21 protein-coding genes are annotated in these 21,175 nt (G+C 68.4%); 6 read left to right on the plus strand and 15 right to left on the minus strand.

Annotated features, from left to right (window positions below; genetic code table 11):
- Positions 1 to 195 precede the first annotated feature (195 nt).
- The 7 genes from G6N58_RS26810 to metH all read right to left on the minus strand — a co-directional run bounded on the left by G6N58_RS26810 (position 196) and on the right by metH (position 9,381).
- Complete coding sequence (locus tag G6N58_RS26810; protein ID WP_232068019.1) at positions 196 to 1,584, minus strand: FAD-containing oxidoreductase; 1,389 nt, start codon at positions 1,582 to 1,584, stop codon at positions 196 to 198.
- Positions 1,581 to 2,060 (minus strand): DUF4126 family protein, encoded by a 480-nt coding sequence (locus G6N58_RS26815; RefSeq protein ID WP_115280803.1) that lies wholly within the window; start codon positions 2,058 to 2,060, stop codon positions 1,581 to 1,583. Before G6N58_RS26815 ends, G6N58_RS26810 begins: the two co-directional genes overlap by 4 nt.
- Positions 2,061 to 2,121: 61 nt before the next feature.
- The gene (gene hisG, locus G6N58_RS26820) at positions 2,122 to 2,967 is read right to left on the minus strand and encodes an ATP phosphoribosyltransferase (protein ID WP_115282030.1); all 846 of its coding nucleotides are present in this window, start codon (positions 2,965 to 2,967) and stop codon (positions 2,122 to 2,124) included.
- Between the two features lie 5 nt (positions 2,968 to 2,972).
- On the minus strand, positions 2,973 to 3,254 hold the full coding sequence (locus G6N58_RS26825) for a phosphoribosyl-ATP diphosphatase (protein WP_115280802.1): 282 nt from the start codon (positions 3,252 to 3,254) through the stop codon (positions 2,973 to 2,975).
- Positions 3,255 to 3,279: 25 nt separating this feature from the next.
- Positions 3,280 to 4,752: a sugar porter family MFS transporter gene (locus tag G6N58_RS26830; protein ID WP_115280801.1), complete on the minus strand. Its 1,473-nt coding sequence runs from the start codon at positions 4,750 to 4,752 to the stop codon at positions 3,280 to 3,282.
- Between the two features lie 90 nt (positions 4,753 to 4,842).
- Positions 4,843 to 5,502: an HAD family hydrolase gene (locus G6N58_RS26835; protein WP_115280800.1), complete on the minus strand. Its 660-nt coding sequence runs from the start codon at positions 5,500 to 5,502 to the stop codon at positions 4,843 to 4,845.
- A 156-nt stretch (positions 5,503 to 5,658) separates the two neighbouring features.
- Positions 5,659 to 9,381, minus strand: coding sequence for a methionine synthase (gene metH, locus G6N58_RS26840; RefSeq protein ID WP_115282029.1), 3,723 nt, complete (start codon positions 9,379 to 9,381; stop codon positions 5,659 to 5,661).
- A gap of 206 nt (positions 9,382 to 9,587) precedes the next feature.
- Between metH and G6N58_RS26845 the strand changes: the two genes are divergently transcribed.
- Entirely contained in the window at positions 9,588 to 10,469 is an 882-nt protein-coding gene (locus G6N58_RS26845; protein WP_115280799.1) for a PAC2 family protein, read from the plus strand.
- 29 nt (positions 10,470 to 10,498) lie between these two features.
- On the opposite strand, the gene G6N58_RS26850 is transcribed toward G6N58_RS26845, so the two are convergent.
- The 3 genes from G6N58_RS26850 to G6N58_RS26860 form a co-directional block, all read right to left on the minus strand.
- A complete protein-coding gene (locus G6N58_RS26850; RefSeq protein WP_115280798.1) occupies positions 10,499 to 11,818 on the minus strand; it encodes a DUF1254 domain-containing protein in 1,320 nt (439 codons plus the stop codon).
- 85 nt (positions 11,819 to 11,903) lie between these two features.
- Positions 11,904 to 13,142, minus strand: a complete 1,239-nt coding sequence (gene mshC, locus G6N58_RS26855; RefSeq protein WP_115280797.1) for a cysteine--1-D-myo-inosityl 2-amino-2-deoxy-alpha-D-glucopyranoside ligase — start codon at positions 13,140 to 13,142, stop codon at positions 11,904 to 11,906.
- A gap of 37 nt (positions 13,143 to 13,179) precedes the next feature.
- Entirely contained in the window at positions 13,180 to 13,947 is a 768-nt protein-coding gene (locus tag G6N58_RS26860; RefSeq protein WP_115280796.1) for a 3'(2'),5'-bisphosphate nucleotidase CysQ, read from the minus strand.
- Between the two features lie 39 nt (positions 13,948 to 13,986).
- Here G6N58_RS26860 and G6N58_RS26865 point away from each other — a divergent pair, with 39 nt between their 5' ends.
- Positions 13,987 to 14,457, plus strand: a complete 471-nt coding sequence (locus G6N58_RS26865) for an META domain-containing protein (protein ID WP_115280795.1) — start codon at positions 13,987 to 13,989, stop codon at positions 14,455 to 14,457.
- On the opposite strand, the gene G6N58_RS26870 is transcribed toward G6N58_RS26865, so the two are convergent.
- From G6N58_RS26870 to G6N58_RS26890, 5 genes are all read right to left on the minus strand, one after another.
- Positions 14,454 to 15,257: an Rv2133c family protein gene (locus G6N58_RS26870; RefSeq protein ID WP_163908447.1), complete on the minus strand. Its 804-nt coding sequence runs from the start codon at positions 15,255 to 15,257 to the stop codon at positions 14,454 to 14,456. The genes G6N58_RS26865 and G6N58_RS26870 overlap by 4 nt on opposite strands.
- Positions 15,241 to 15,828 carry an Rv2134c family protein gene (locus G6N58_RS26875; RefSeq protein WP_163908449.1) on the minus strand — a complete coding sequence of 196 codons (588 nt, stop codon included), beginning with the start codon at positions 15,826 to 15,828 and terminating at the stop codon, positions 15,241 to 15,243. The genes G6N58_RS26870 and G6N58_RS26875 overlap by 17 nt, the downstream gene beginning before the upstream one ends.
- A gap of 18 nt (positions 15,829 to 15,846) precedes the next feature.
- Positions 15,847 to 16,536: a histidine phosphatase family protein gene (locus tag G6N58_RS26880; protein ID WP_115280794.1), complete on the minus strand. Its 690-nt coding sequence runs from the start codon at positions 16,534 to 16,536 to the stop codon at positions 15,847 to 15,849.
- Positions 16,533 to 17,363, minus strand: a complete 831-nt coding sequence (locus G6N58_RS26885; RefSeq protein ID WP_115280793.1) for an undecaprenyl-diphosphate phosphatase — start codon at positions 17,361 to 17,363, stop codon at positions 16,533 to 16,535. Before G6N58_RS26885 ends, G6N58_RS26880 begins: the two co-directional genes overlap by 4 nt.
- 81 nt (positions 17,364 to 17,444) lie before the next feature.
- Positions 17,445 to 17,756, minus strand: coding sequence for a hypothetical protein (locus tag G6N58_RS26890; protein WP_115280792.1), 312 nt, complete (start codon positions 17,754 to 17,756; stop codon positions 17,445 to 17,447).
- A gap of 105 nt (positions 17,757 to 17,861) precedes the next feature.
- Here G6N58_RS26890 and G6N58_RS26895 point away from each other — a divergent pair, with 105 nt between their 5' ends.
- The 4 genes from G6N58_RS26895 to G6N58_RS26910 are packed head-to-tail and all read left to right on the plus strand — an operon-like array spanning position 17,862 to position 21,173.
- A complete protein-coding gene (locus G6N58_RS26895; protein WP_179968225.1) occupies positions 17,862 to 18,878 on the plus strand; it encodes a YncE family protein in 1,017 nt (338 codons plus the stop codon).
- A complete protein-coding gene (locus G6N58_RS26900) occupies positions 18,875 to 19,144 on the plus strand; it encodes a DUF5703 family protein (RefSeq protein ID WP_115280790.1) in 270 nt (89 codons plus the stop codon). Before G6N58_RS26895 ends, G6N58_RS26900 begins: the two co-directional genes overlap by 4 nt.
- A complete protein-coding gene (locus G6N58_RS26905) occupies positions 19,144 to 20,211 on the plus strand; it encodes a quinone-dependent dihydroorotate dehydrogenase (RefSeq protein WP_115280789.1) in 1,068 nt (355 codons plus the stop codon). Before G6N58_RS26900 ends, G6N58_RS26905 begins: the two co-directional genes overlap by 1 nt.
- 23 nt (positions 20,212 to 20,234) lie before the next feature.
- Positions 20,235 to 21,173, plus strand: coding sequence for a mechanosensitive ion channel family protein (locus G6N58_RS26910; RefSeq protein WP_115280788.1), 939 nt, complete (start codon positions 20,235 to 20,237; stop codon positions 21,171 to 21,173).
- Positions 21,174 to 21,175: the final 2 nt, after the last annotated feature.

Consider the following 21,175-nt stretch of genomic DNA (forward strand, 5'->3'; position numbering starts at 1 on the left):
GGTTGCGAAACAGTGCGCTTGAACACGCAGAAGTCACGTCGGTGATCCTTTGATGAAAGACGGGCGCGCGTGAACGGCGACGCGGCGCTTGGGCTCCTGGCCCGAGTCCGACGGTAACCGCGCAGGCGCCACCGAACGTGATGCTGGCACTGCGGGACAACAACTCTGGCACGCCGACGCAGCGCCACCGCTACGTCACGTCAGCGGGGTGAGGTCCTCGAGCATGGTGGGCACCAGTTCACTGACGGTGGGGTGGATGTGCACGGTGTGCGTCAGCGTCGTGTAGGGCGCCTTGGCCGCCATGGTGTCCAGGATGCAGTGGATCACCTCGTCGCCGCCGACGCCCAGGATCGCCGCGCCCAGAATCTCCCCGGAATCGGCGTCCACGAACACCTTCATGAAGCCCTGCGTCTCACCCTTTTCCACCGCCCGGCCCACGCGCGTCATCGGGCGCTTGCCCACCAACGCTTTTCGACCCGACTGGCGGACCTGGGCCTCCGACATCCCGGCCCGGCCCAGCGGCGGGTCGATGTAGAGGGCATAGGTGGGGATGCGGTCGCTGACCCTGCGTGGCTCGTTGTCGAGCAGGTTGGCGGCGACGATCTCGAAGTCGTTGTACGAGGTGTGGGTGAAGGCGCCCTTGCCGTTGGAGTCTCCCATCGCCCAGATGTGCTCGGCGGTGGTGCGCAACTGGTCGTCGGTCACGATGTAGCCGTGCTGATCGAGCTCCACGCCCGCGAGGTCGAGGCCGAGGTCGTCGGTGTTGGGTCGACGGCCCACGGCCACCAGCAGATGCGAGCCGGTGACGGTGGGTCCGGACGCCGAGGTGTGCACTGCAACACCCGCGCCGTCCTTGGCCACCCGGATGTCATCGGCGCCGAGATGGATGGTGATGCCGTCCTTTTCGAGGATGTCCTTGATGGCGGCACACACGTCGTCATCTTCGCGGGAAGCCAGTCGCTGTCCGCGTTCCACCACGGTGACCTGCGCGCCGAAGCGGCGGTACATCTGCGCGAACTCCAGGCCGATGTAGCTACCGCCGATGATGACCAGATGCTCGGGCACGGTGTCGAGATCCAGCACGCCGACGTTGGTGAGGTAGTCGACCTCGTCGAGGCCGGGGATGGCGGGTGCCACGGCACGACCGCCGGTGTTGAGGAAAAAGCGGTCAGCGGTGAGGGTCTGGCCGTCCACGTCGAGGGTGTGGGGGTCGGTGAAGCGGGCGTGACCACGGATCAGGGTGCAGTTGTCCATGCCCTCGAGCCAGCTCTCGACGCCGGTCCGGTCGCCGGTGACGATGCCGTCCTTGCGGGCCTTGACCTTGCCCATGTCGACGGTGACCTCACCGGTGCCGATCCCGAAGTCGGCACCGCGGCGGGCGATGTGCGCCGCGTGGGCGCTGGCCACCAGGGTCTTGGTGGGAATGCAGCCGTAGTTGACGCAGGTGCCGCCGACCAGTTTGCGTTCGATGACGGCCACGGACTGCCCCGCGGCGCTGAGCCTGCCGGCCAGCGGCGGCCCGGCCTGGCCCGCACCGATCACGATTGCGTCGTAATGCACTGTTGCCTTTCCGTTTTCTGTCACAGCGCGGACGCCAGAGCGACGACCACGAAGCCGCCGACGACGGCCACCACATCCTCGGACAGCGCGGCGGGCAGGTCTTTACCCGCTTTGGCGGCCACCGCGCCGCGGGCCCAGGCACCACCGAGAGTACCGAGCACCGCGCCGATGACACCGGCCCCCAGGCACGCCCACGGGTGACCCCAGGCCGTGCCGATCACGGCTCCGGCGAAGCCACCGCTGATCAGCCTCGCCGCGAACTGCGGGGGCACCTTGCGGCTCGGCGTCTTCGGCAGCTGATCGGTGATGAGCTCACCGAGCAGCAGCACGGTGAACACCGCGAGGGTGATCGGGTGGGCCACCCACTGGGCCCAGGTGCCGTCCAGGTTGATCCAACCGAGGAATCCGCCCCACGCCACCGCGGCCGGCGGGGTCAGCGCCCGCAGTCCGGCGACCACGCCGATCAACAACGCAAGCACGATCACCAGCACCTGTGTCATGAGACCCCCTGTCGAAGCGTCAGGGGGAAACTAACACGTCAGCGGGATTCCAGCCCGGGTATCAGAACCGGCAGAACCTGATGTCGGAGGCCAGAATTGCCTTGGCGCCGATTCCGGCGAGCTCGTCCATGATCGCGTTGACAGCCCGGCGCGGCACCAGCGCCCGCACCGCCACCCAATCGGGATCGGCCAGCGGAGCGATGGTGGGCGACTCCAGCCCCGGCGTCACCGCGGTGGCCTTGTCCAGCACCGTGCGCGGGCAGTCGTAGTCCAGCATCAGATACTGCTGGCCGAACACCACACCCTGGACGCGGGCGGCCAACTGATCGCGCGCGCGGTCCGAATCCGGCCCGACACGTTCGATCAGCACCGCCTCGGAATCGCACAGCGGTTCGCCGAACGCCACCAGGCCGTGCTGGCGCAGGGTACGACCCGACCCCACCACGTCGGCGATGGCGTCGGCCACCCCCAGTTGGATGGAGATCTCCACGGCTCCGTCCAGCCGGATCACCGTGGCGTCGATTCCCTTGTCCGCCAGGTCTTTCCGCACGAGGTTGGGATAGGCGGTGGCGATCCGCTTGCCGGCCAGCTCGGCCGGCGTCCACGGGGTGCCCGCCGGTGCGGCGTAGCGGAACGTCGATGACCCGAACCCGAGGGCGAGCCGTTCTTGGACCGGCGCATCGGACTCCAACGCCAGATCGCGGCCGGTGATGCCGAAGTCCAGCTGCCCGGAGCCCACGTAGATGGCGATGTCCTTGGGGCGCAGGAAGAAGAATTCGACGTTATTCACCGGATCGATGACGGTGAGATCCTTGGGATCGGTGCGGCGTCGGTAGCCGGCTTCGGAGAGAATCTCGGCAGCCGATTCGCTGAGCGCACCCTTGTTGGGCACCGCCACCCGCAGCATGGCGCTCACAGCTTTCCGTACACGTCGTCGAGGCTCAGCCCGCGCTTGACCATCAGCACCTGGGCCCAGTAGAGCAGCTGGCTGAGTTCCTCGGCCAGCGCATCGTCGGACTCGTGTTCGGCGGCCAGCCACACCTCACCGGCCTCTTCGAGGATCTTCTTGCCGATGGTGTGTACGCCGGCGTCCAGGGCTGCGACGGTGCCACTGCCTGCGGGCCTGGTGCGCGCGCGTTCACCGAGTTCGGCGAACAGTTCCTCGAAGGTCTTCACGGCCTGCGATTCTTTCACGCGGCCGTGGCCCAGCGGAAACCAGTTACCGGTCGGCGCCGGTCTTGTCGCCTCCCAGGATCTCGCCGTGCATGTCCTCCAGGGACACTCCCTTGGTCTCCATCACCCATCTCCAGACGAACAGGCCGGAGAGCACCGCGCACAGACCGTAGAAGCCGTAGGCCAGGCCGAGGTGGTCCCGCAGGCCCGGGAAGGTGACTGTGATCAGCCAGTTCGCGGCCCACTGACCGGCAGCGGCCAGCCCCAGTGCGGCGGCGCGGATGCGGTTGGGGAACATCTCGCCCAGCAGCACCCAGACCACCGGGCCCCAGGACATGCCGAACGCCACCACGAAGAGGTTGGCCGCGATCAGCGCGATGACGCCGGAGGCGCCGGGCAGGCTGGGATTGCCGTCGGGGCCCACGGTGGCGTTGGCGAAGATGACCGCCATGGTGATGAGGGTGACCGCCATGCCCGAGGAACCGATCAGCAGCAGCGGCTTGCGGCCGATCTTGTCGATCAGGGCAATGGCGATCAGGGTGGTCAACACGTTGATCACCGAGGTGATGACCGTGTAGATCGCGGACTCGTCGGCGCTGAAACCCACCGCCTGCCAGAGCACATTCGAGTAGTAGAAGATGACGTTGATGCCGACGAACTGCTGGAAGATCGACAGCCCCAGACCCACCCAGACGATCCCGTAGATACCGCCGGTGGGTTTGCGCAAGTCCTTCCAGGACGGCTTGTCCTCGCGCTCCAGCGTCTCCTTGATGCGAGTGATGGTGATCTCGAGGTTCTTCTGACCCAGCAGGCTGCTCAACACCCGGCGCGCTTCCGGGATCTTGTGGCTGGCCACCAGATAGCGCGGTGATTCGGGGATGGTGAACGCCAGTGCGCCGTAGACGACTGCGGGGACGGCCATCACCAGGAACATCCACCGCCAGGCGTCCATCCCCAGCCACAGCGGTTCGTTGGGGCCCCCTGCCAGCCATTGCAACAGGTAGTTGACCGCGAAGGACAAGAAGATGCCCGACACGATGGCCAGCTGCTGCAGGGAGCCCAGCCGTCCCCGGATGGAGGGCGGTGAGGTCTCGGCGATGTAGGCGGGTGCGATCACCGAAGCGACGCCGACGCCGATGCCGCCGACAACCCGGAACACCACGATCGCCCACACCTCGTGGCCGAAGCCGGTGCCGAACGCGCTGATCAGGAAGAGCACCGCGGCGATCTTCATGACGGCGATGCGGCCGATCTTGTCAGCCAGCCGGCCGGCGGTCATCGCGCCGAGAGCGGCACCGAGCAGCGCGGACGCGACGGCGAAACCCAGTTCGGCGTTGCCGATGCCGAAGTCTTCCTGGATGGAATCCACCGCGCCGTTGATCACGGCGCTGTCGTAGCCGAAGAGCAGGCCACCCAGGGCAGCCACCGATGCTATTCGGATGGCGGTTTTCCCGGAGGAGAAGTCGGCGTCGGTTATGGCCGACGGAGTGTTGTCGACGGGACCACCCTGACCAGCCATGACCAACCTTCTTTCCGCAGCGTTGCGCAAAAGTGTTACCCACACGATTGCACAGTCACACCGTGAAATTGGCTGTATCGGGGCCCGGTTTCAGCCCAGCTTCGCGTGCACCGCCCGCAGCGCATCGACGTCCAACGACGTCAAGGACGTCGCGTGGTGGCGCCGCGGACTCACCGGTACCTCCACGTCGTTGGGAATCACCAGGACCGGGCAGCCGGCGGTCTCCGCGGACAGCGTGCCGGTCACCGAATCCTCGACGGCCAGGCACTCGTTCGGGGTGAACCCCAGCAGTTGCGCGGCCCGCTGGTAGATGTCCGGCGCGGGTTTGCCGCGGGGCACCTCGTCACCGCACACGGTGACCGTAAAGTACTGGCGGCCAATGCTGTTGAGGGCCTTCTCGGCGAGATCGCGATAGGTGTTGGTCACCAGCGCCATCGGGACCTCCGCGGCCAGCAGCTCGTCGAGCAGCTCCCGGGCGCCGTCGCGCCACGGCAGACCCGAGGAGAACAGCTCGCCGGTGTAGGTGAACAGCCAGTCCATGGACTCGGCCATGGCCACGGGATCCGGCTCCAGGCCCAGATCGTCGTAGACGATGCGCATGACGCTGTGGCCGGACCCGCCGATGGTGGAGTCCCGCACCGCGGGGGTGAGCACCCCACCCATCCGTTCGTAGAGGGCGTGCATCGAGACATCCCACAGCTTTTCGGAGTCGACCAGTGTGCCATCCATGTCCCACAGCACTGCACGCATGGGCGTCATTCTCTCATGCCGTTGCGCATCAACCACATTCGACAGTCGCGCGATGATCCCGGTCACCCTCGCCGCCCCGGGGCGACGAGATTCACACCACGGCGGCGCCGGGGCTAATTTTGCGCCCTGGTGTGAATCTCGACCCGCGAAGGAAGTTCAGTCCTCCGGGTTGTATCCCAGATTGGGGGCCAGCCAGCGTTCGGCCTCCTGCAGGGTCCAGCCCTTGCGGCGGGCGTAGTCGGCCACCTGGTCCTGGGCCAGCCGCCCCACCACGAAGTACTGCGACTGCGGATGGGAGAAGTACCAGCCGCTGACCGCCGCCCCGGGCCACATCGCCATCGACTCGGTGAGCTCGATCCCGGTGCGCTCGGTGACGTCCAGCAGCTCGAACAGCGTCGTCTTCTCGGTGTGCTCCGGGCAGGACGGGTAACCGGGCGCCGGGCGGATGCCGACGTACTTCTCGGCGATCAGCGCGTCGTTGTCGAGCTGTTCGTCGGGCTGATAACCCCAGAACTCGGTGCGCACCCGCTGGTGCATCCGTTCGGCGAACGCCTCGGCCAGCCGGTCGGCCAGCGACTCCAGCAAAATGGCGCTGTAATCGTCGTGATCGGCCTTGAACTCGTCGATCTTGGCGCTGCTGCCCAGGCCCGCGGTCACCGCGAAGGCGCCGATGTAATCCCGCAGGCCCGTTTCTTTGGGGGCGATGAAGTCGCCCTGCGAACGGTTGGGGATGCCCTCGCGGTGCTGACCCTGCTGACGCAGGTTGCGCAGGGTGGTGAGCACCTCGGTGCGGCTGTCGTCGGTGTAGACCTCGATGTCGTCTCCGACGGCGTTCGCGGGGAAGAAGCCGATGACGCCGTTGGCGGTCAGCCACTTCTCCTTGATCAGGGTGTCGAGCATCTCCTGGGCGTCCTCGTACAGCTTGCGGGCGGCCTCACCCGAGGCCGGGTTGTTGAGGATGTCCGGGAAGCGGCCCTTCATCTCCCAGGCGTTGAAGAAGGGCTGCCAGTCGATGTACTCGCGCAGCTCGGCGATGTCGTAGTCCAGGAATTCCCGCACCCCCGTCCCCTGCGCGGGCACCGGCGGGGTGTAGCCGGCCCAGTCGATCGGGGTCCGGTTGGCGCGGGCCTTCTCCAGCGTCAGGGTCGGCCGCTCGTTCTTCTGCGCATGCCGCTCCCGCAGCGATGCGTAGTCCTTCTCGGTGGCCTCCAGCAGCGCCGGGCGCTGCTTGTCGTCCAGCAGGGCGGCGGCGACGGGAACCGAACGGGAGGCGTCCTTGACCCACACCACCGGGCCGCTGCGGCGCGGGGAGACCTTGACCGCCGTGTGCGCGCGCGACGTGGTGGCCCCGCCGATCAGCAGCGGGATCTGCAGCCCTTCGCGTTCCATCTCGACGGCGAAGTTGACCATCTCGTCCAGCGACGGTGTGATCAGCCCGGACAGCCCGATGATGTCGGCGTTGTGCTCCTTGGCCGCCTCCAGGATCTTGGCGGCCGGCACCATCACACCGAGGTCGATCACCTCGTAGTTGTTGCACTGCAGCACCACGCCGACGATGTTCTTGCCGATGTCGTGGACGTCGCCCTTGACCGTGGCCATGATGATCGTGCCGTTGGTGTCCTTGGTCTTGGTGGCGGACTGTTCCTTTTCCGCTTCGATGAACGGCAGCAGGTAGGCCACCGCCTTCTTCATCACGCGCGCCGACTTCACCACCTGCGGCAGGAACATCTTGCCGGAGCCGAACAGGTCGCCGACGACGTTCATCCCGTCCATCAGCGGGCCCTCGATCACCTCGATGGGGCGACCACCGGCCGCGGCGATCTCGGCCCGCAGTTCCTCGGTGTCGTCGTCGACGTGGGCGTCGATGCCCTTGACCAGCGCGTGGGTGATCCGCTCGCGGACCGGCAACGAGCGCCACTCCGCAGCCTTCGGGTCCTCACCCTTGTCCTTGCTGTTGAAGCGCTCCGCGATCTCCAGCAGCCGCTCGGCGGCGTCGGGACGCCGGTTGAGCACCACGTCCTCGATCCGGTCGCGCAGCTCGGGGTCGATCGAGTCGTACGGCACCAGCGCACCGGCGTTGACGATGCCCATGTCCAGGCCGGCCTTGATGGCGTGGAACAGGAACACCGCGTGGATGGCCTCGCGCACCGGGTTGTTGCCGCGGAAGGAGAACGAGACGTTGGAGATGCCACCGGAGATGTGCACCCCGGGCAGGTTCTCCTTGATCCACGCGCAGGCCTCGATGAAGTCGATGCCGTAGGTGGCATGCTCCTCGATGCCGGTGGCCAGCGCGAAGCAGTTGGGGTCGAAGATGATGTCCTCGGGCGGGAAACCCACCTCCTCGGTGAGGATCCGGTAGGCCCGTCCGCAGATCTCCTTGCGGCGCTCCAGGTTGTCGGCCTGGCCCTGCTCGTCGAAGGCCATCACCACCACCGCGGCACCGTATTTGCGGCACAGCCGGGCCTCGCGGACGAACTTCTCCTCGCCCTCCTTCATGGAGATCGAGTTGACGATCGGCTTGCCCTGGACGTTTTTCAGGCCGGCCTCGATGACCTCCCACTTCGAGGAGTCGATCATCACCGGGACACGGCTGATGTCCGGCTCGGCCGCGATCAGCTTGGTGAAGCGATCCATGGCGGCAACGCCGTCGATCATGCCCTCGTCCATGTTGATGTCGATGACCTGCGCACCGACCTCCACCTGCTGCAGGGCCACCGACAGTGCGGTGTCGTAGTCCTCGGCCTTGATCAGGTTGCGGAACCGGGCCGAGCCGGTGATGTTGGTGCGCTCACCGATGTTGACGAACAGCGAGTCGTCGGTGATGTTGAGCGGCTCCAGACCCGACAGCCGGGTGGCCACCTCGATCTGCGGCAGCGCGCGGGGCGTCTTGCCATCGACCACCTTGGCGATCTCGGCGATGTGCGGCGGCGCGGTGCCGCAGCACCCGCCGACCAGGTTGACCAGGCCGTCCTCGGCGAAGCCGGCGATGTAGGACGCCTGGCGCTCCGGCGATTCGTCGTACTCGCCGAAGGCGTTGGGCAGCCCGGCGTTCGGGTAGCAGGACACGAAGGTCTCCGAGATGCGCGCCATCTCGGCGATGTAGGGCCGCATCTCGGGGGCGCCGAGGGCGCAGTTGAGGCCCACCGCCAGCGGACGGGCGTGCCGGATCGCGTTCCAGAACGCCTCGGTGACCTGACCGGACAAGGTGCGCCCGGACGCGTCGGTGATGGTGCCCGAGATGATCACCGGCCAGCGGCGCCCGCGCTGCTCGAACAGCGTCTCGATGGCGAACACGGCCGCCTTGGCGTTCAGCGAGTCGAAGATGGTCTCGACGATGAGCAGGTCCGAGCCGCCGTCCACCAGGCCGTTGGCCGCCTCCAGGTACGCGGCCACCAGCTGGTCATAGGACACGTTGCGGGCGCCGGGGTCGTTGACGTCCGGGGAGATCGATGCGGTGCGGGTGGTGGGTCCGATGGCCCCGGCGACGTAGCGGGGCTTGTCGGGGGTGCTGAACTCATCGGCGGCCTTGCGGGCCAGTGCGGCGCCGGCGTAGTTGAGCTCGTAGGCCAGCTCGGCCATGTCGTAGTCGGTGAGCGAGACCGCGTTCGCGTTGAACGTGTTGGTCTCGAGGATGTCGGCGCCCGCCTCGAGGTACTCGCGATGGATGCCCTCGATGATCTGCGGCTGCGTCAGGGTCAGCAGGTCGTTGTTGCCCTGCAGCGCGGTCGGCCATTCGGTGAACCGGTCGCCGCGGTAGCCCTCTTCGTCGGGGCGATCCCGCTGGATGGCGGTGCCCATCGCGCCGTCGATCACCATGATCCGCTGACGCAGAGCTGCGGTCAGTTCCTCGGTGCAGTCCGGCCGGATGTTGGGTTCCATGACGATCACATGCACTCCTTCCTCAACGGAAGGCGTCCTTGACTCTGCCGAGCGTGGCGGACACCAGGGGCTGGTCGACCCCCCGACAACCGTTGCAACGCCTCTCGACCTCGACGAGTCTAACCGGATTCCGCCGGTCGGTATTTCATTGCCGGGTCGCCGTGCCGAGTGGCGCCGCCACCTGACGCAGGCCTTACGCTGGACAGGTGGCACCCCGGGATCCGCGCAGCACCGATCTGCCGACGCTGCACAACACCATCGTTGTGGCGGCGTTCGAGGGCTGGAACGACGCCGGCGACGCCGCCAGCGATGCGCTGGAGCACCTGGATGCCATCTGGGAGGCCGAGACCATCGTCGAGATCGACGACGAGTCGTACTACGACTACCAGGTGAACCGGCCGGTGATCCGCCAGATCGACGGCGTCACCCGTGAACTGGTCTGGCCGTCCATGCGCATCTCACACTGCCGCCCGCCGGGCAGCGACCGCGACATCGTGTTGATGCACGGGGTCGAGCCCAACATGCGGTGGCGGACCTTCTGCGCCGAGCTGCTGGCGATCGCCGACAAGCTGAACGTCGACACCGTGGTGATCCTGGGCGCGCTGCTGGCCGACACGCCGCATACCCGGCCGGTCCCGGTGTCCGGGGCGGCCTACTCCCCCGAGTCGGCGAAGTTCTTCGGACTCGAGGAAACCCGCTACGAAGGCCCCACCGGTATCGCCGGGGTGTTCCAGGACGCCTGCGTGACGGCCGGCATCCCGGCCGTCACATTCTGGGCCGCAGTGCCGCACTACGTGTCGCAGCCGCCGAACCCCAAGGCCACGGTGGCGCTGCTGCGTCGGGTCGAGGACGTGCTCGACATCGAGGTGCCGCTGGCCGATCTGCCGGCCCAGGCCGAGGAGTGGGAGGAGGCGGTCACCGAGATGACCGCCGAAGACGAGGAGATCGCCGAGTACGTCGCCTCACTGGAGCAGCGCGGCGACGCCGAGGTCGACATGAACGAGGTGATCGGCAAGATCGACGGCGACGCCCTGGCCGCCGAGTTCGAGCGCTACCTGCGCCGCCGCGGCCCGGGCTTTCGGGGCTGACTCACGGCTCGGGGGGGTACGCGGTGCCGCTACTCGACTTTCTCCGGTTCGGGTGCCTGCCACGTGCCGTCGAGCGCATCCGGCTGGGGCCAGTACAGCCGTAGGACCAGGCGGAAGGGGCCTGCCGGGGCCGGCAACCAGTTGGCCTCCCGCGCAGCACCCGGTGAGTCATGTTGCACCGCAAGGGTGTAAGCACCGTCAGGATCGGCGACCAGGCCGGGCAGCATCGACGAGTTGATCAAGTAGCGCCCGATGGGGTTGTCCACCAGCAGACTCTGCGGCATCTGGTACATCGTCAGCGACCAGAAGGCATTGACCGGCGGCAGCTGGTGGGGCGCAAAACGGTAGGTATAGCGGTTGGCGCCGGTGAGCGGGGCGCCGGCGGCGTCGACGTCGGTGGCGGGATAGACGGCCTCCTGCGCGGTGTTGCCGTAGATGCCGAGGACTGCGCCGGCCATCCGGTACAGGTACTTGTCGCCCATCTGCTCCGGGGATCCGAAGAGGTCGGCTGAGCTCACCTTTCCGGTCTGCAGTTGTTCTTTCTGGAACGCCTGCAGCTCGGTCCAGGCGTCGGCCATGCCATCTTCGACCTCGGCACGCAACTCGGGGGTGAGCGCGTCGGCCTGGAAGTCCCCGCCGGGTCGGATGCCGAGGGGAGCGAAGCGGGCCAGCAGATCCTGTTCGCCCCGGCGCCCGGGTGCGAATTGCATGGCGAAGTCCAGGATCTCGAAGAATTGTGGTGAGGTCTTCTGCTGCTCCGGACTCAACGGCGGCACGAAGTCGATGGGCGGCGCCGGGGCGGGCGGCGGCTGGACCAGGTACGCGGACAACGGTTCGACGAGGTATCCGGCCTGGATCTTCTGCACCTCGGTGAGGTCCGACGGCCCGAACAGCTGGGTGCGGTAGATGACCAAGGCCAGCTCGGTGTCGGAGCGGATCACCTCGTTGATGCCCTCGGGGGTGTCACCCTGCCAATTCGGGCCCGCAAGAAGGTATCTGCCGCCGCTGTTGCCGGTGGTGCGGCTGCCCACGTAGGCGATGTTGGCGGTGTAGCCGTCGACGAACTGCAGTGAGTAGTAGCGATCCCGGGCGATCGGCGGCACGGTCAGCACCAGCGGTTCGGCCCGCAGGTCTGCGCCGAGCATCGAATACGGGGTGTCGGAGTTGGGTGTCTGAATCGCTGTGTCCTGCGGGGTGAACAGCCTGGCTGTACTGTGCACCCGGTTCCATGGGCCTTTGTACTCGGGCCCCTCCCCGTCGGCGAAATAGGAGTACATGATGCGGTAGTTGTCGACGATCGGAAACCCGTAGATATAGGCCTCGGCGGCGGTGGCGCGGGCGTGTTCCATACCAGAAAGCGTGGCACGCCGAGCGTGCGTTTCTGTACGCCGAGATCGGCGTGTTGCCGTACAGACGCGCACGCTCGCCGGGAGGTCAGAGTTTGATGCCCAGCAGAGCGTCGACGGCGGTCGCCACCAGCTGCGGCGCCCGGCCGTCGTGGCCCCCGAATTCGAGCGCGTCGGCGACCCAGCCGTCAAGGGCAGCAAGCGCTTTCGGGGTGTCCAGATCGTCGGCCAGATAGCGGCGCACGCGGGCCACCACGTCCGCGGCGTCCGGGCCGGCCGGCAGCGCCGTGGCCGCCCGCCAGCGGGAGAGCCGATCCACAGCCGTGGCGAGCACCTCCGGACTCCAGAACCGGTCGTCGCGGTAGTGACCGGCGAACAGCCCCAACCGGATCGCGCCGGGGTCGACTCCCTCGGCGCGCAGCCGCGACACCAGGACCAGATTGCCGCGGCTCTTGGACATCTTGTGGCCGTCCCAGCCGATCATCCCGGCGTGCACGTAGTGCCGGGCGAAGCGACGCTCACCGGTCACCGATTCGGCGTGTGCGGCGGAGAACTCGTGGTGCGGGAACACCAGGTCGCTGCCGCCGCCCTGGACGTCGAGTCCGGTTCCGATGCGGCTCAACGCAATTGCGGCGCACTCGATGTGCCATCCGGGACGGCCGGGACCGAAGGGCGACGGCCAGGCCGGCTCACCGGCGCGCTCGGCCCGCCACATCAGCGCATCCAACGGGTCCGCCTTACCCGGGCGGTCGGGGTCACCGCCGCGTTCGGCGAACAGCGTCAGCATCGTCTCGCGATCGAACCCGGACTCGTAGCCGAACTGCGCGGTGGCGTCGGCGCGGAAGTACACATCCGGGTAGCGGGGGTCGTCCACCACGTAGGCCGCGCCGGAGGCCAACATCTTCTCCACCAGCTCCACCACCTCGCCGATGGCCTCGGTGGCGCCGATGTAATCACGGGGCGGCAGCACCCGCAGCGCGGCCATGTCGTCGCGGAACAACTGGGTCTCGCGGTCCCCCAGCTCACGCCAGCCGATGCCGTCGCGGTCGGCGCGCTCGAACAGCGGGTCGTCGATGTCGGTGATGTTCTGCACGTAGTGCACCCGGTGGCCGGCATCCAGCCACAGCCGGTACACCAGATCGAAGGTCAGATAGGTGGCGGCGTGACCCAGATGGGTGGCGTCGTACGGCGTGATGCCGCACACGTACATGGTGGCGGTGTCCCCCACCGCAACCGGACGCACCTGCTGGTCGGCGGTGTCGAACAGACGCAGTGCGGGCCCCTGCCCGGGTAGTTGGGGAACCTCGTCGGCCGACCACGATCGCATGGATCGACTCTATCGGTGACCGGCGTTGCGCCCGGTTTCAGCCCGCCAACCGCATGGCACCGAGCAGCACGTCAGCCAGTTCGGGCCGGCAGAACAACAAGTCGGGCAGGTAGGGATCCTCGCGGTTGTAGAGCATCGGCGAGCCGTCGATGCGGGAGGCGTGCAGGCCCGCGGCGAGCACCACCCCCGCGGGGGCGGCGGAATCCCACTCCCACTGACCACCGGCGTGGATGTAGGCGTCGACGTCGCCGCGCACCACCGCCATCGCCTTGGCGCCGGCCGAGCCGATGGGCACCATCTCGAAGTCCACCTGCTCGGCGATCCGGTACAACACCCGCGGCGGGCGATGGGTGCTCGCCGTGATGCGGATGGGCCCGGCCTTCGTGCGGGGACCGGCGGTCACGGTGTCAGTGCGGTAGACCTCGCCGCGGGCGGGCAGCGCCACGGCCGCGTCGGTGATCCGGCCGTCCCGGCCGCCGGTGCGTTGCCACAGGGCCACGTGCACAGCCCAGTCGGCGCGGCCGGGCAACGAGTACTCGCGCGTGCCGTCCACGGGGTCGATGATCCACACCCGGTCTGCCGCCATGCGGCGCGAGATGTTGTCGTGAGCTTCCTCACTGAGCACCGCGTCATCGGGGCGTTCGTCACGCAACCGGCGCAGCAGCAGCGTGTTGGCGCGGCTGTCGCCTTCGTCGCCCAGTGACCACGGGTAGTCGAATCCCACCTCGTCGCGCAGCGCGAGCAGCAGTTTTCCCGCGTCCTGCGCCAGGTCGGCTGCCAGCGCCGCGTCGGTCTGAGGGGTCACCTGCCCAGTATCCCCGGTGCAGCTGCCACGATTGACACCGTGGCAACGCTGGGGCGGGTCGGCTGGGCGGAAGTGGGCGTGTGCGCCCTGATGGTGGCGGGGTGCGCCGGGGAACCGGAACCGCGGTCGCTGGAGGGCACCAGCTGGCGCCTGGTCCAGGTCGAATCGAACAACGACGCCGACGGCGTGACGCCGGTGCCGGAGCCAGCGGCGTACACGGTCTCCTTCGGCGAGGGCGGGCAGGCCACCTTCGAGCTGGACTGCAACACGGGAACGGGTATCTACGACGCGACGCCCACCGGCGACGGCGAGACCGGCACGCTGACGTTCGGCACCATCGCCGTCACCGAGATGGGCTGCCCGCCGTTGTCACCGGATCAGCCGTCACTCGACCAGGAGGTGGGCGCGGCGCTGCCGAGTGTGCGGGGCTACCGCTTCATCGACGACCGACTGCACATGTCGCTGATGTTCGACGGGGGCATCCTGAGCTGGGAACCGCTGCAGTCCTAGAAGGCCGGCCAGGGAATCGGGCGTCTGCGGTCCGGGGTGGGCATCACCGGGTTCTCCAGCATCTCGGTGGCCCGCACGCCCAGTGCCACCACCTCGGTCTCGGTGATGTGCTGGGCCAGTTGGTTTCCGAAGTCACCGTCGACGGCATCGACGAGGCGGGCCACGGCCTCGAGTGCGTCGTCGTCGACGGGTTTACCCGCCCAGCCCCAGAGCACGGTGCGCAGCTTGTCCTCGGTGTGCAGGCACAGCCCGTGGTCCACCCCGTAGACGCGGCCGTCGACGCCATCCAGGATGTGCCCGCCTTTGCGGTCGGCGTTGTTGACCAGCACGTCGAACACCGCGACCAGCTGCAGGCGGGCGTCGTCGGCGTGGATCAGCAGCACGTCGTCGCCGGCGTAGTCCTGCGCCCGCAGCACCGGCAGGTATCCGGCGGGCAGGTGCTCGACCGGGCACAGATCCACCAGGTCCGGAACCCGGGGCTGCTCGTCCTCGGGTTCCTCGGGTTGGTCCACCCACAGCTGACACATCCCCGGGCCCGCGGGTCCGTCGCGAATGATGGTGTGCGGCACGATGTTCCAGCCCAGCTGAGCCGAGACCAGGTAGGTGGCCAGCTCCCGGCCGGCCAGGGTGCCGTCGGGGAAGTCCCACAGCGGCTGCTCCCCCGCCACGGGCTTGTAGACGCAGTGCGCGGTGTCGCCGTCGAAGGCGGCTTCACACAGAAAGGTCGCATTGCTGGCCGAGCGGATGCGCCCGAGAACCGTCAGCTCCCCGTGTACCAGGACGTCAGGGGGTGGGGTCATCGTCTGACCCGAACAGTTCGGCGCGCTTGTATCCGTTGGTGCGCACGCAGATGTGGCCTTCGGGATCCAGCGGTTCCTCGCACAGCGGGCACGGCGGGCGGCCGGCCGAGATCACCCGGTTGGACCGGGTGGCGAACTGCCGGGCCGACTCCGGGGTGAGGAACACCCGTACCGCGTCCGGCCCGTCCTCGGCGTCGTCGAGCACCACGGAGGCGTCGAATTCGGTGTCGGTGACGGCCAACAGCTCCACCACAACGGTCTGCGCGTCGGAATCCCAGCCCAGACCCATGGTGCCCACCCGGAACTCGGCGTCGACGGGGGTGATCAGCGGGTTCAGATCCTCCACGGCGACGGTTTCCGGCGGCAGCGGCGTACCGAAGCGCCGGTTCACCTCCAGCAGCAGCGCATCGATCCGCTCGGCCAGGACGGCCACCTGCTGCTTCTCCAGGATCACCGACACCACCCGCGCGTCGTGCACCGCCTGCAGATAGAACGTGCGGTTTCCGGGCTGCCCAACGGTCCCGGCGACAAAGCGGTCGGGAGTTCGGAAGACGTGAATTGCGCGCGCCATGACTACTCCAAAATACCGTTAGTCGGTGGATCCGCCGACCACGGCGTCGGACTCCGGGGTGGATTCCTTGGCAGGTGGTGCGTTCAGCGCCGAGGCCAGCGCGCCGCCGGTGTGGTTGACGTGGACGACGAACGGCCGCAGCGTGGTGTAGCGGATCACGCTCATCGACGCGGGATCGGCGGTGATTCGCTGGAAGCTGTCCAGATGGGTGCCCAGGGCATCGGCAAGCACACTCTTGATGACGTCGCCGTGGGTGCAGGCCACCCACAGCGCGTCGCCGCCGTGCTCGTCGGCCAGCCGTTTGTCGTGTTCGCGTACGGCGGCCACCGCCCGGGCCTGCACCTGCGCCAGCCCTTCCCCGTCCGGGAACACCGCGGCGCTGGGCTGTTGCTGAACCACCGCCCAGAGCGGCTCTGTGACCAGATCGCCGATCTTGCGTCCGGTCCAGGCGCCGTAGTCCACCTCGGCGAGGCGGTCGTCGACCACAGGCTCGAGCCCCAGGGCCGCCGCCAGCGGCTCCAGTGTTCGCCCACAGCGCAGCAGCGGCGAGCGGATGAGCGCCTTGATGGGCAGCCCGGCCACCCGGGCCACCACACCGTCGGCCTGCTCGCGGCCCTTGTCGTCGAGGTCGACGCCCTCGGCTCGGCCGGCCAGCGTATGCGCGGTGTTGGACGTCGAGCGCCCGTGCCGCAACAGGATCACTGTCATGTGGCGGCCACCACCCCGGTGCCCAGCAGGATCAGCACCACGGTGCCGAGGATCACGCGGTAGCCGACGAACCAGTACATCCCGTGGTTGACCAGGAATTTCAGGAACCAGGCGATGGCGGCGTAGCCCACCACGAAGGCGATCAGGATGGACACCAGCAGCTGCGCTCCGGTGGCGCTCATCCCGTCGGTCACCGGCGCGAAGGCATCGGGCAGGGAGAACAGCCCGGAGGCGAACACCGCCGGGATGGCCAGCAGGAAGCCGAACCGGGCCGCGAGTTCGCGCTCCATCCCGAGGAACAGGCCCGCGCTGATGGTGGCGCCAGAGCGCGACACCCCCGGGATCAGCGCCAGACACTGGGAGAAGCCCACGATCACGGCGTCGCGCCAGGTGAGCTGTTCCACCTTGCGGGTCTGCCTGCCGACGTATTCGGCGGCGGCGATGACGAACGCGAACACGATCAACGCTCCTGCCACCAGCCAGAGATTGCGTGCGCCGCTGCGGATCTGGTCTTTGAAGAGCAGGCCGAGGATGCAGATCGGGATGGTGCCGATGATGACCCACCAGCCCAGCCAGTAGTCGGCGTTGCGCCGAGCGGCGTCACGCAGACCCGCGAACCAGGCGACCAGGATGCGGCCGATGTCCTTGGCGAAGTACACCAGCACAGCGACCTCGGTGCCCAACTGGGTCACCGCGGTGAAGGACGCGCCCGCATCGTCGTCGAAGAACACCCGGGAGACGATCGCGAGATGGCCCGATGAGGAAACCGGCAGGAACTCGGTGAGCCCCTGAACGATCGCCAGCACCACCACCTGCAGCCACGACATTGCCGCCACTGCACTGTCCAATGCTGAGCTCCTCCCCGGTTGCGGCCCCGGGGAAGACCGTACCGTGGGCGGCGGGTCGGCTCAGCGGGAGATCGGCTGGGCGGCGAACACCGCGTCCCGCACGGCGGCGGCGATGCTGCGTTCATCGGTGACGTCGATGTCGACCAGCCCCCGACTGGCGGTGGCCACCACGTCCTCTGCATGCGGGACGGGTCCGGACAACCGAGGCCGGTACACCTCGACCACCAGCAGCTGCCGCTCGATGTGAAAGGAGAAGGTGCGCCCGTCGCCGACCTCACCAAAGCCGCTGGCGTGGATTCCCGCGGTGATGTCCTCGAAGAAGAAACCGTCGCCCCGGACATCCAGGGGGTGGCGCTCAGGGGCCAGCGTCATGAATTCACCATACCGTCAATACGCAACGCGCAGTAGCGTTTCTTATCATTGGCCGGCCAGGAAGAAATCGTCCGCACGCGCGAGAGTTACCCGTTGCCTTTTGCATTGAAACGTACAAGTGTCAGTTCCGCCAGGGTGCGGGCTGCCGCGCTGGTCGCGTTCGCGCTGGTGGGCGCCGGATGTTCGTCCGACGCCGCGGATGACGCCCCGCCCACCATCGAACCGGCCCGCCCCGCCGCGTCCCCCCCGGCGGCGGCCACCCCGGCCGGCGCGGTGCAGCCGCTGCCAGGCCGTCCAGCCGCCGCGGTGTTCGACGCCGGCGCAGGCGCACTGGTGGTGCTGACCCCCGGCGAGCCGAGCGCGCTGCGCGTGCTGGGCCCCACGCCTGCCACCATCGACATCCCTGGCGAGTCCACCGCCCTGACCAGCGACAACCGCGGTACTGCCTACGTCGCCGGGCGCGGCGGCTACAGCCGGGTGGACCTGGCCTCCGGCGCGGTGGTCCGGGTGGACCTGCCCGGCGCCGCGGACACCGAGTTCACCGCCGTCACCCTCCGGGCCGACGACGGCCCCGTGCTGGGCAGCGCCACCGGTGCGGTCTACCTGCTCAACCCGGACGGCTCCGACGTCGAGCACCGCGAGGAGATCTTTGCCCGCGTCGACGCGCTGGCCGCTGTGGGCAACACCACCGTGGTGCTCGATCGCGGGCAGACCTCGGTGACCAGCGTGAACTCCGACGGAGACCGGCAGCAGGCGCTGCGGGCCGGCGACGGCGCCACGTCCATCGCCACCGACCCCGAGGGGCGTGTGCTGGTCACCGACACCCGCGGGGGCGAGCTGCTGGTGTTCGGGGTGGACCCGCTGATCATGCGCCAGCGTTACCCGGTGCCGGCCGCGCCGTACGGCATCGCCGGGTCAACCGACCTGACCTGGGTGTCACAGACCGCGACGAACACTGTCATTGGATACGATCTGGCGACCGGAATACCTGTCGAAAAGGTGCGTTACCCCACTGTGCAGCAACCCGACTTCGTGGCGTTCGACGATGCCGCCGACACCCTCTACGTGGTGAGCGGCTCGGGCGCCGGCGTCCAGGTGATCGAATCCGCGAGCCGGCCGTGACCGCCGCACGGCGCGGCCGGATGCCGGTGGGCTGGGACACCGATCTCTCCGACGACTACGAGTGGGTGCCGTTGCGGCTGCCCCCGGACGTCACCAGGCTGACGGCCTCCACCCGGCTGTCCATCGAAGCCGAGTACCGCGGCTGGGAGCTGACCAAGGTGCGGTTGTACACCGACGGAACGCGTCGGGTGTTGTTGCGGCGCAAGAAATCTCAGAGTCAGAATCCCCGCTTCAATTCTGAAGCTGGCGAACTGCCGGAGCTGTAGTGCTCTACGGCGCGCTACGCCGGGCGATGTTCACACTGCCGCCTGAGCGCATCCACACCATCGCCTTCGCCGCCCTGCGTGGCGCCACCGCACCCACCCCGGTGCGGCGCCGCCTGCACCGCGCCCTGGCCCCGTCGGACCCGGTGCTGGCCAGCACCGTCTTCGGGGTGCACTTCCCGGGCCCCCTGGGACTGGCCGCCGGTTTCGACAAGGACGGCCACGGCCTGACCACCTGGGGTGCGCTGGGCTTCGGGTACGCCGAGATCGGCACCGTCACCGCAGCCGCGCAGCCGGGCAACCCGAAACCGCGCCTGTTCCGGCTCCCCGCCGACCGGGCCCTGCTCAACCGGATGGGCTTCAACAACCACGGTGCCGCGGCGCTGGCCGGTCAGCTGGTCCGCCACCCCGCCGACGTGCCCATCGGGGTCAACATCGGCAAGACCAAGGCGACCCCGGCCGAGCACGCCGCGCAGGACTACCGCACCAGCGCCCGGCTGCTCTCGCCGCTGGCCGACTACCTGGTGGTCAATGTCAGCTCGCCCAACACGCCCGGGTTGCGCGACCTGCAGGCCGTCTCGGCGTTGCGTCCGATCCTGGCCGGGGTGCTCCAGGAAGCGGGCGTCACGCCGGTTCTGGTCAAGATCGCGCCGGATCTCGCCGACACCGACGTCGACGAGGTGGCCGATCTGGCCGTCGAGCTGGGCCTGGCGGGCATCGTGGCCACCAACACCACCATCTCGCGAGCTGGTCTCATCACCCCGGGAGTCGCGGATCTGGGGCCCGGTGGCATCTCCGGAGCCCCGGTGGCCAGCCGCGCACTGGAGGTGCTGCGGCACCTGCATGCCCGGGTGGGCGAGGAGCTGGTGCTGATCAGCGTCGGGGGCATCGAGACCGCCGACGACGCCTGGGAACGCATCACCGCCGGGGCATCGCTGCTGCAGGGCTACACCGGGTTCATCTACGGCGGCGGCTTGTGGGCCAAGCACATTCACGACGGGCTGGCCCGCCGGCTGCATGCCGGGGGCTTTGCCACCCTCTCGGAGGCCGTGGGGTCCGCCGCCCGGTAGCCACCGTCGTAGGGTGGAGACCCATGGATGTTTCGTTTCTCGCCTTCGAATGGACGGACACCAGTCGGCACTGGCTGATCGAAGTCCCCATCCGCGTCACGGCCTACCTGGTGGTGGTCCTGATTCTGCGGTTGATCTTCCACCGGATGATCGACCGCGCCACGGCCGTCCGCAGCGGCAAAGACCCCGACCGTGAGCGCGGGGCGCGCACACCCCCGCTGGTGCGGTACCTGCGCGACCGCGTGCCCTCGACGGCCACCAGCGAACAGGTGCTGCTGCGTCGCCAGCAGCGGGCGCAGACCATCGGCTCGGTGCTGAAGTCGACGGTGTCGATCGTGCTGCTGGTCTGGGTGGTGCTGGCGCTGCTGAACGTGTTCGGGGTCAACATCGCGCCGTTCATCGCGTCCGCCGGCGTGGTCGGGTTGGCCATCGGCTTCGGCGCGCAGAACCTGGTCCGCGATTTCGTCACCGGTGTCTTCATGCTGCTGGAGGACCAGTACGGCGTCGGTGACACCGTCGATCTGGGCGAGGCCGTCGGCGAGGTGGAAAGCGTCGGATTGCGGGTCACCACCGTCCGCGACATCGACGGCACGCTCTGGTACGTGCGCAACGGGGAGATCGCCCGGGTGGGCAACATGAGCCAGGAGTACGCCGTGGCCCGCATCGAGGTGCCGGTGGCACTGACCGCCGACGTGGAGCGCGCCGAGCAGGTGGCCGTGGACGCCGCCCGGGACGCCGTGGCCGACGGGCCCATGGCCGGCAAGGTGATCGGCGAGCCGCAGATGCTGGGCGTCCAGGAGCTCTCCCCGGATCTGATCAAGTTGCGGATGACGGTCAAGGTGCGCCCGAATGCGCAGTGGTCGGTGCAGCGCGGGCTACGCCGGGCCATCCTGCGGGCTTACGACGAACACGGCATCGACCTGCCGTACCCGAACGGGCGGGCGGCCGCCGTCGGCGAGTAGGT

Source organism: Mycolicibacterium tokaiense, assembly GCF_010725885.1.
In the GTDB taxonomy this organism is placed as follows: domain Bacteria; phylum Actinomycetota; class Actinomycetes; order Mycobacteriales; family Mycobacteriaceae; genus Mycobacterium; species Mycobacterium tokaiense.

What these genes read in the sequence shown, in the direction of transcription:
- G6N58_RS26815 (WP_115280803.1), bottom strand. Translation starts at nt 2,060, where the DNA reads ATGACACAGGTGCTGGTGATCGTGCTTGCGTTGTTGATCGGCGTGGTC.
- hisG (WP_115282030.1), bottom strand. Translation starts at nt 2,967, where the DNA reads ATGCTGCGGGTGGCGGTGCCCAACAAGGGTGCGCTCAGCGAATCGGCT.
- G6N58_RS26830 (WP_115280801.1), bottom strand. Translation starts at nt 4,752, where the DNA reads ATGGCTGGTCAGGGTGGTCCCGTCGACAACACTCCGTCGGCCATAACC.
- G6N58_RS26835 (WP_115280800.1), bottom strand. Translation starts at nt 5,502, where the DNA reads ATGCGTGCAGTGCTGTGGGACATGGATGGCACACTGGTCGACTCCGAA.
- metH (WP_115282029.1), bottom strand. Translation starts at nt 9,381, where the DNA reads ATGGAACCCAACATCCGGCCGGACTGCACCGAGGAACTGACCGCAGCT.
- G6N58_RS26850 (WP_115280798.1), bottom strand. Translation starts at nt 11,818, where the DNA reads ATGGAACACGCCCGCGCCACCGCCGCCGAGGCCTATATCTACGGGTTT.
- mshC (WP_115280797.1), bottom strand. Translation starts at nt 13,142, where the DNA reads ATGCGATCGTGGTCGGCCGACGAGGTTCCCCAACTACCCGGGCAGGGG.
- G6N58_RS26870 (WP_163908447.1), bottom strand. Translation starts at nt 15,257, where the DNA reads ATGACCCCACCCCCTGACGTCCTGGTACACGGGGAGCTGACGGTTCTC.
- G6N58_RS26875 (WP_163908449.1), bottom strand. Translation starts at nt 15,828, where the DNA reads ATGGCGCGCGCAATTCACGTCTTCCGAACTCCCGACCGCTTTGTCGCC.
- G6N58_RS26880 (WP_115280794.1), bottom strand. Translation starts at nt 16,536, where the DNA reads ATGACAGTGATCCTGTTGCGGCACGGGCGCTCGACGTCCAACACCGCG.
- G6N58_RS26885 (WP_115280793.1), bottom strand. Translation starts at nt 17,363, where the DNA reads ATGTCGTGGCTGCAGGTGGTGGTGCTGGCGATCGTTCAGGGGCTCACC.
- G6N58_RS26890 (WP_115280792.1), bottom strand. Translation starts at nt 17,756, where the DNA reads ATGACGCTGGCCCCTGAGCGCCACCCCCTGGATGTCCGGGGCGACGGT.
- G6N58_RS26910 (WP_115280788.1), top strand. Translation starts at nt 20,235, where the DNA reads ATGGATGTTTCGTTTCTCGCCTTCGAATGGACGGACACCAGTCGGCAC.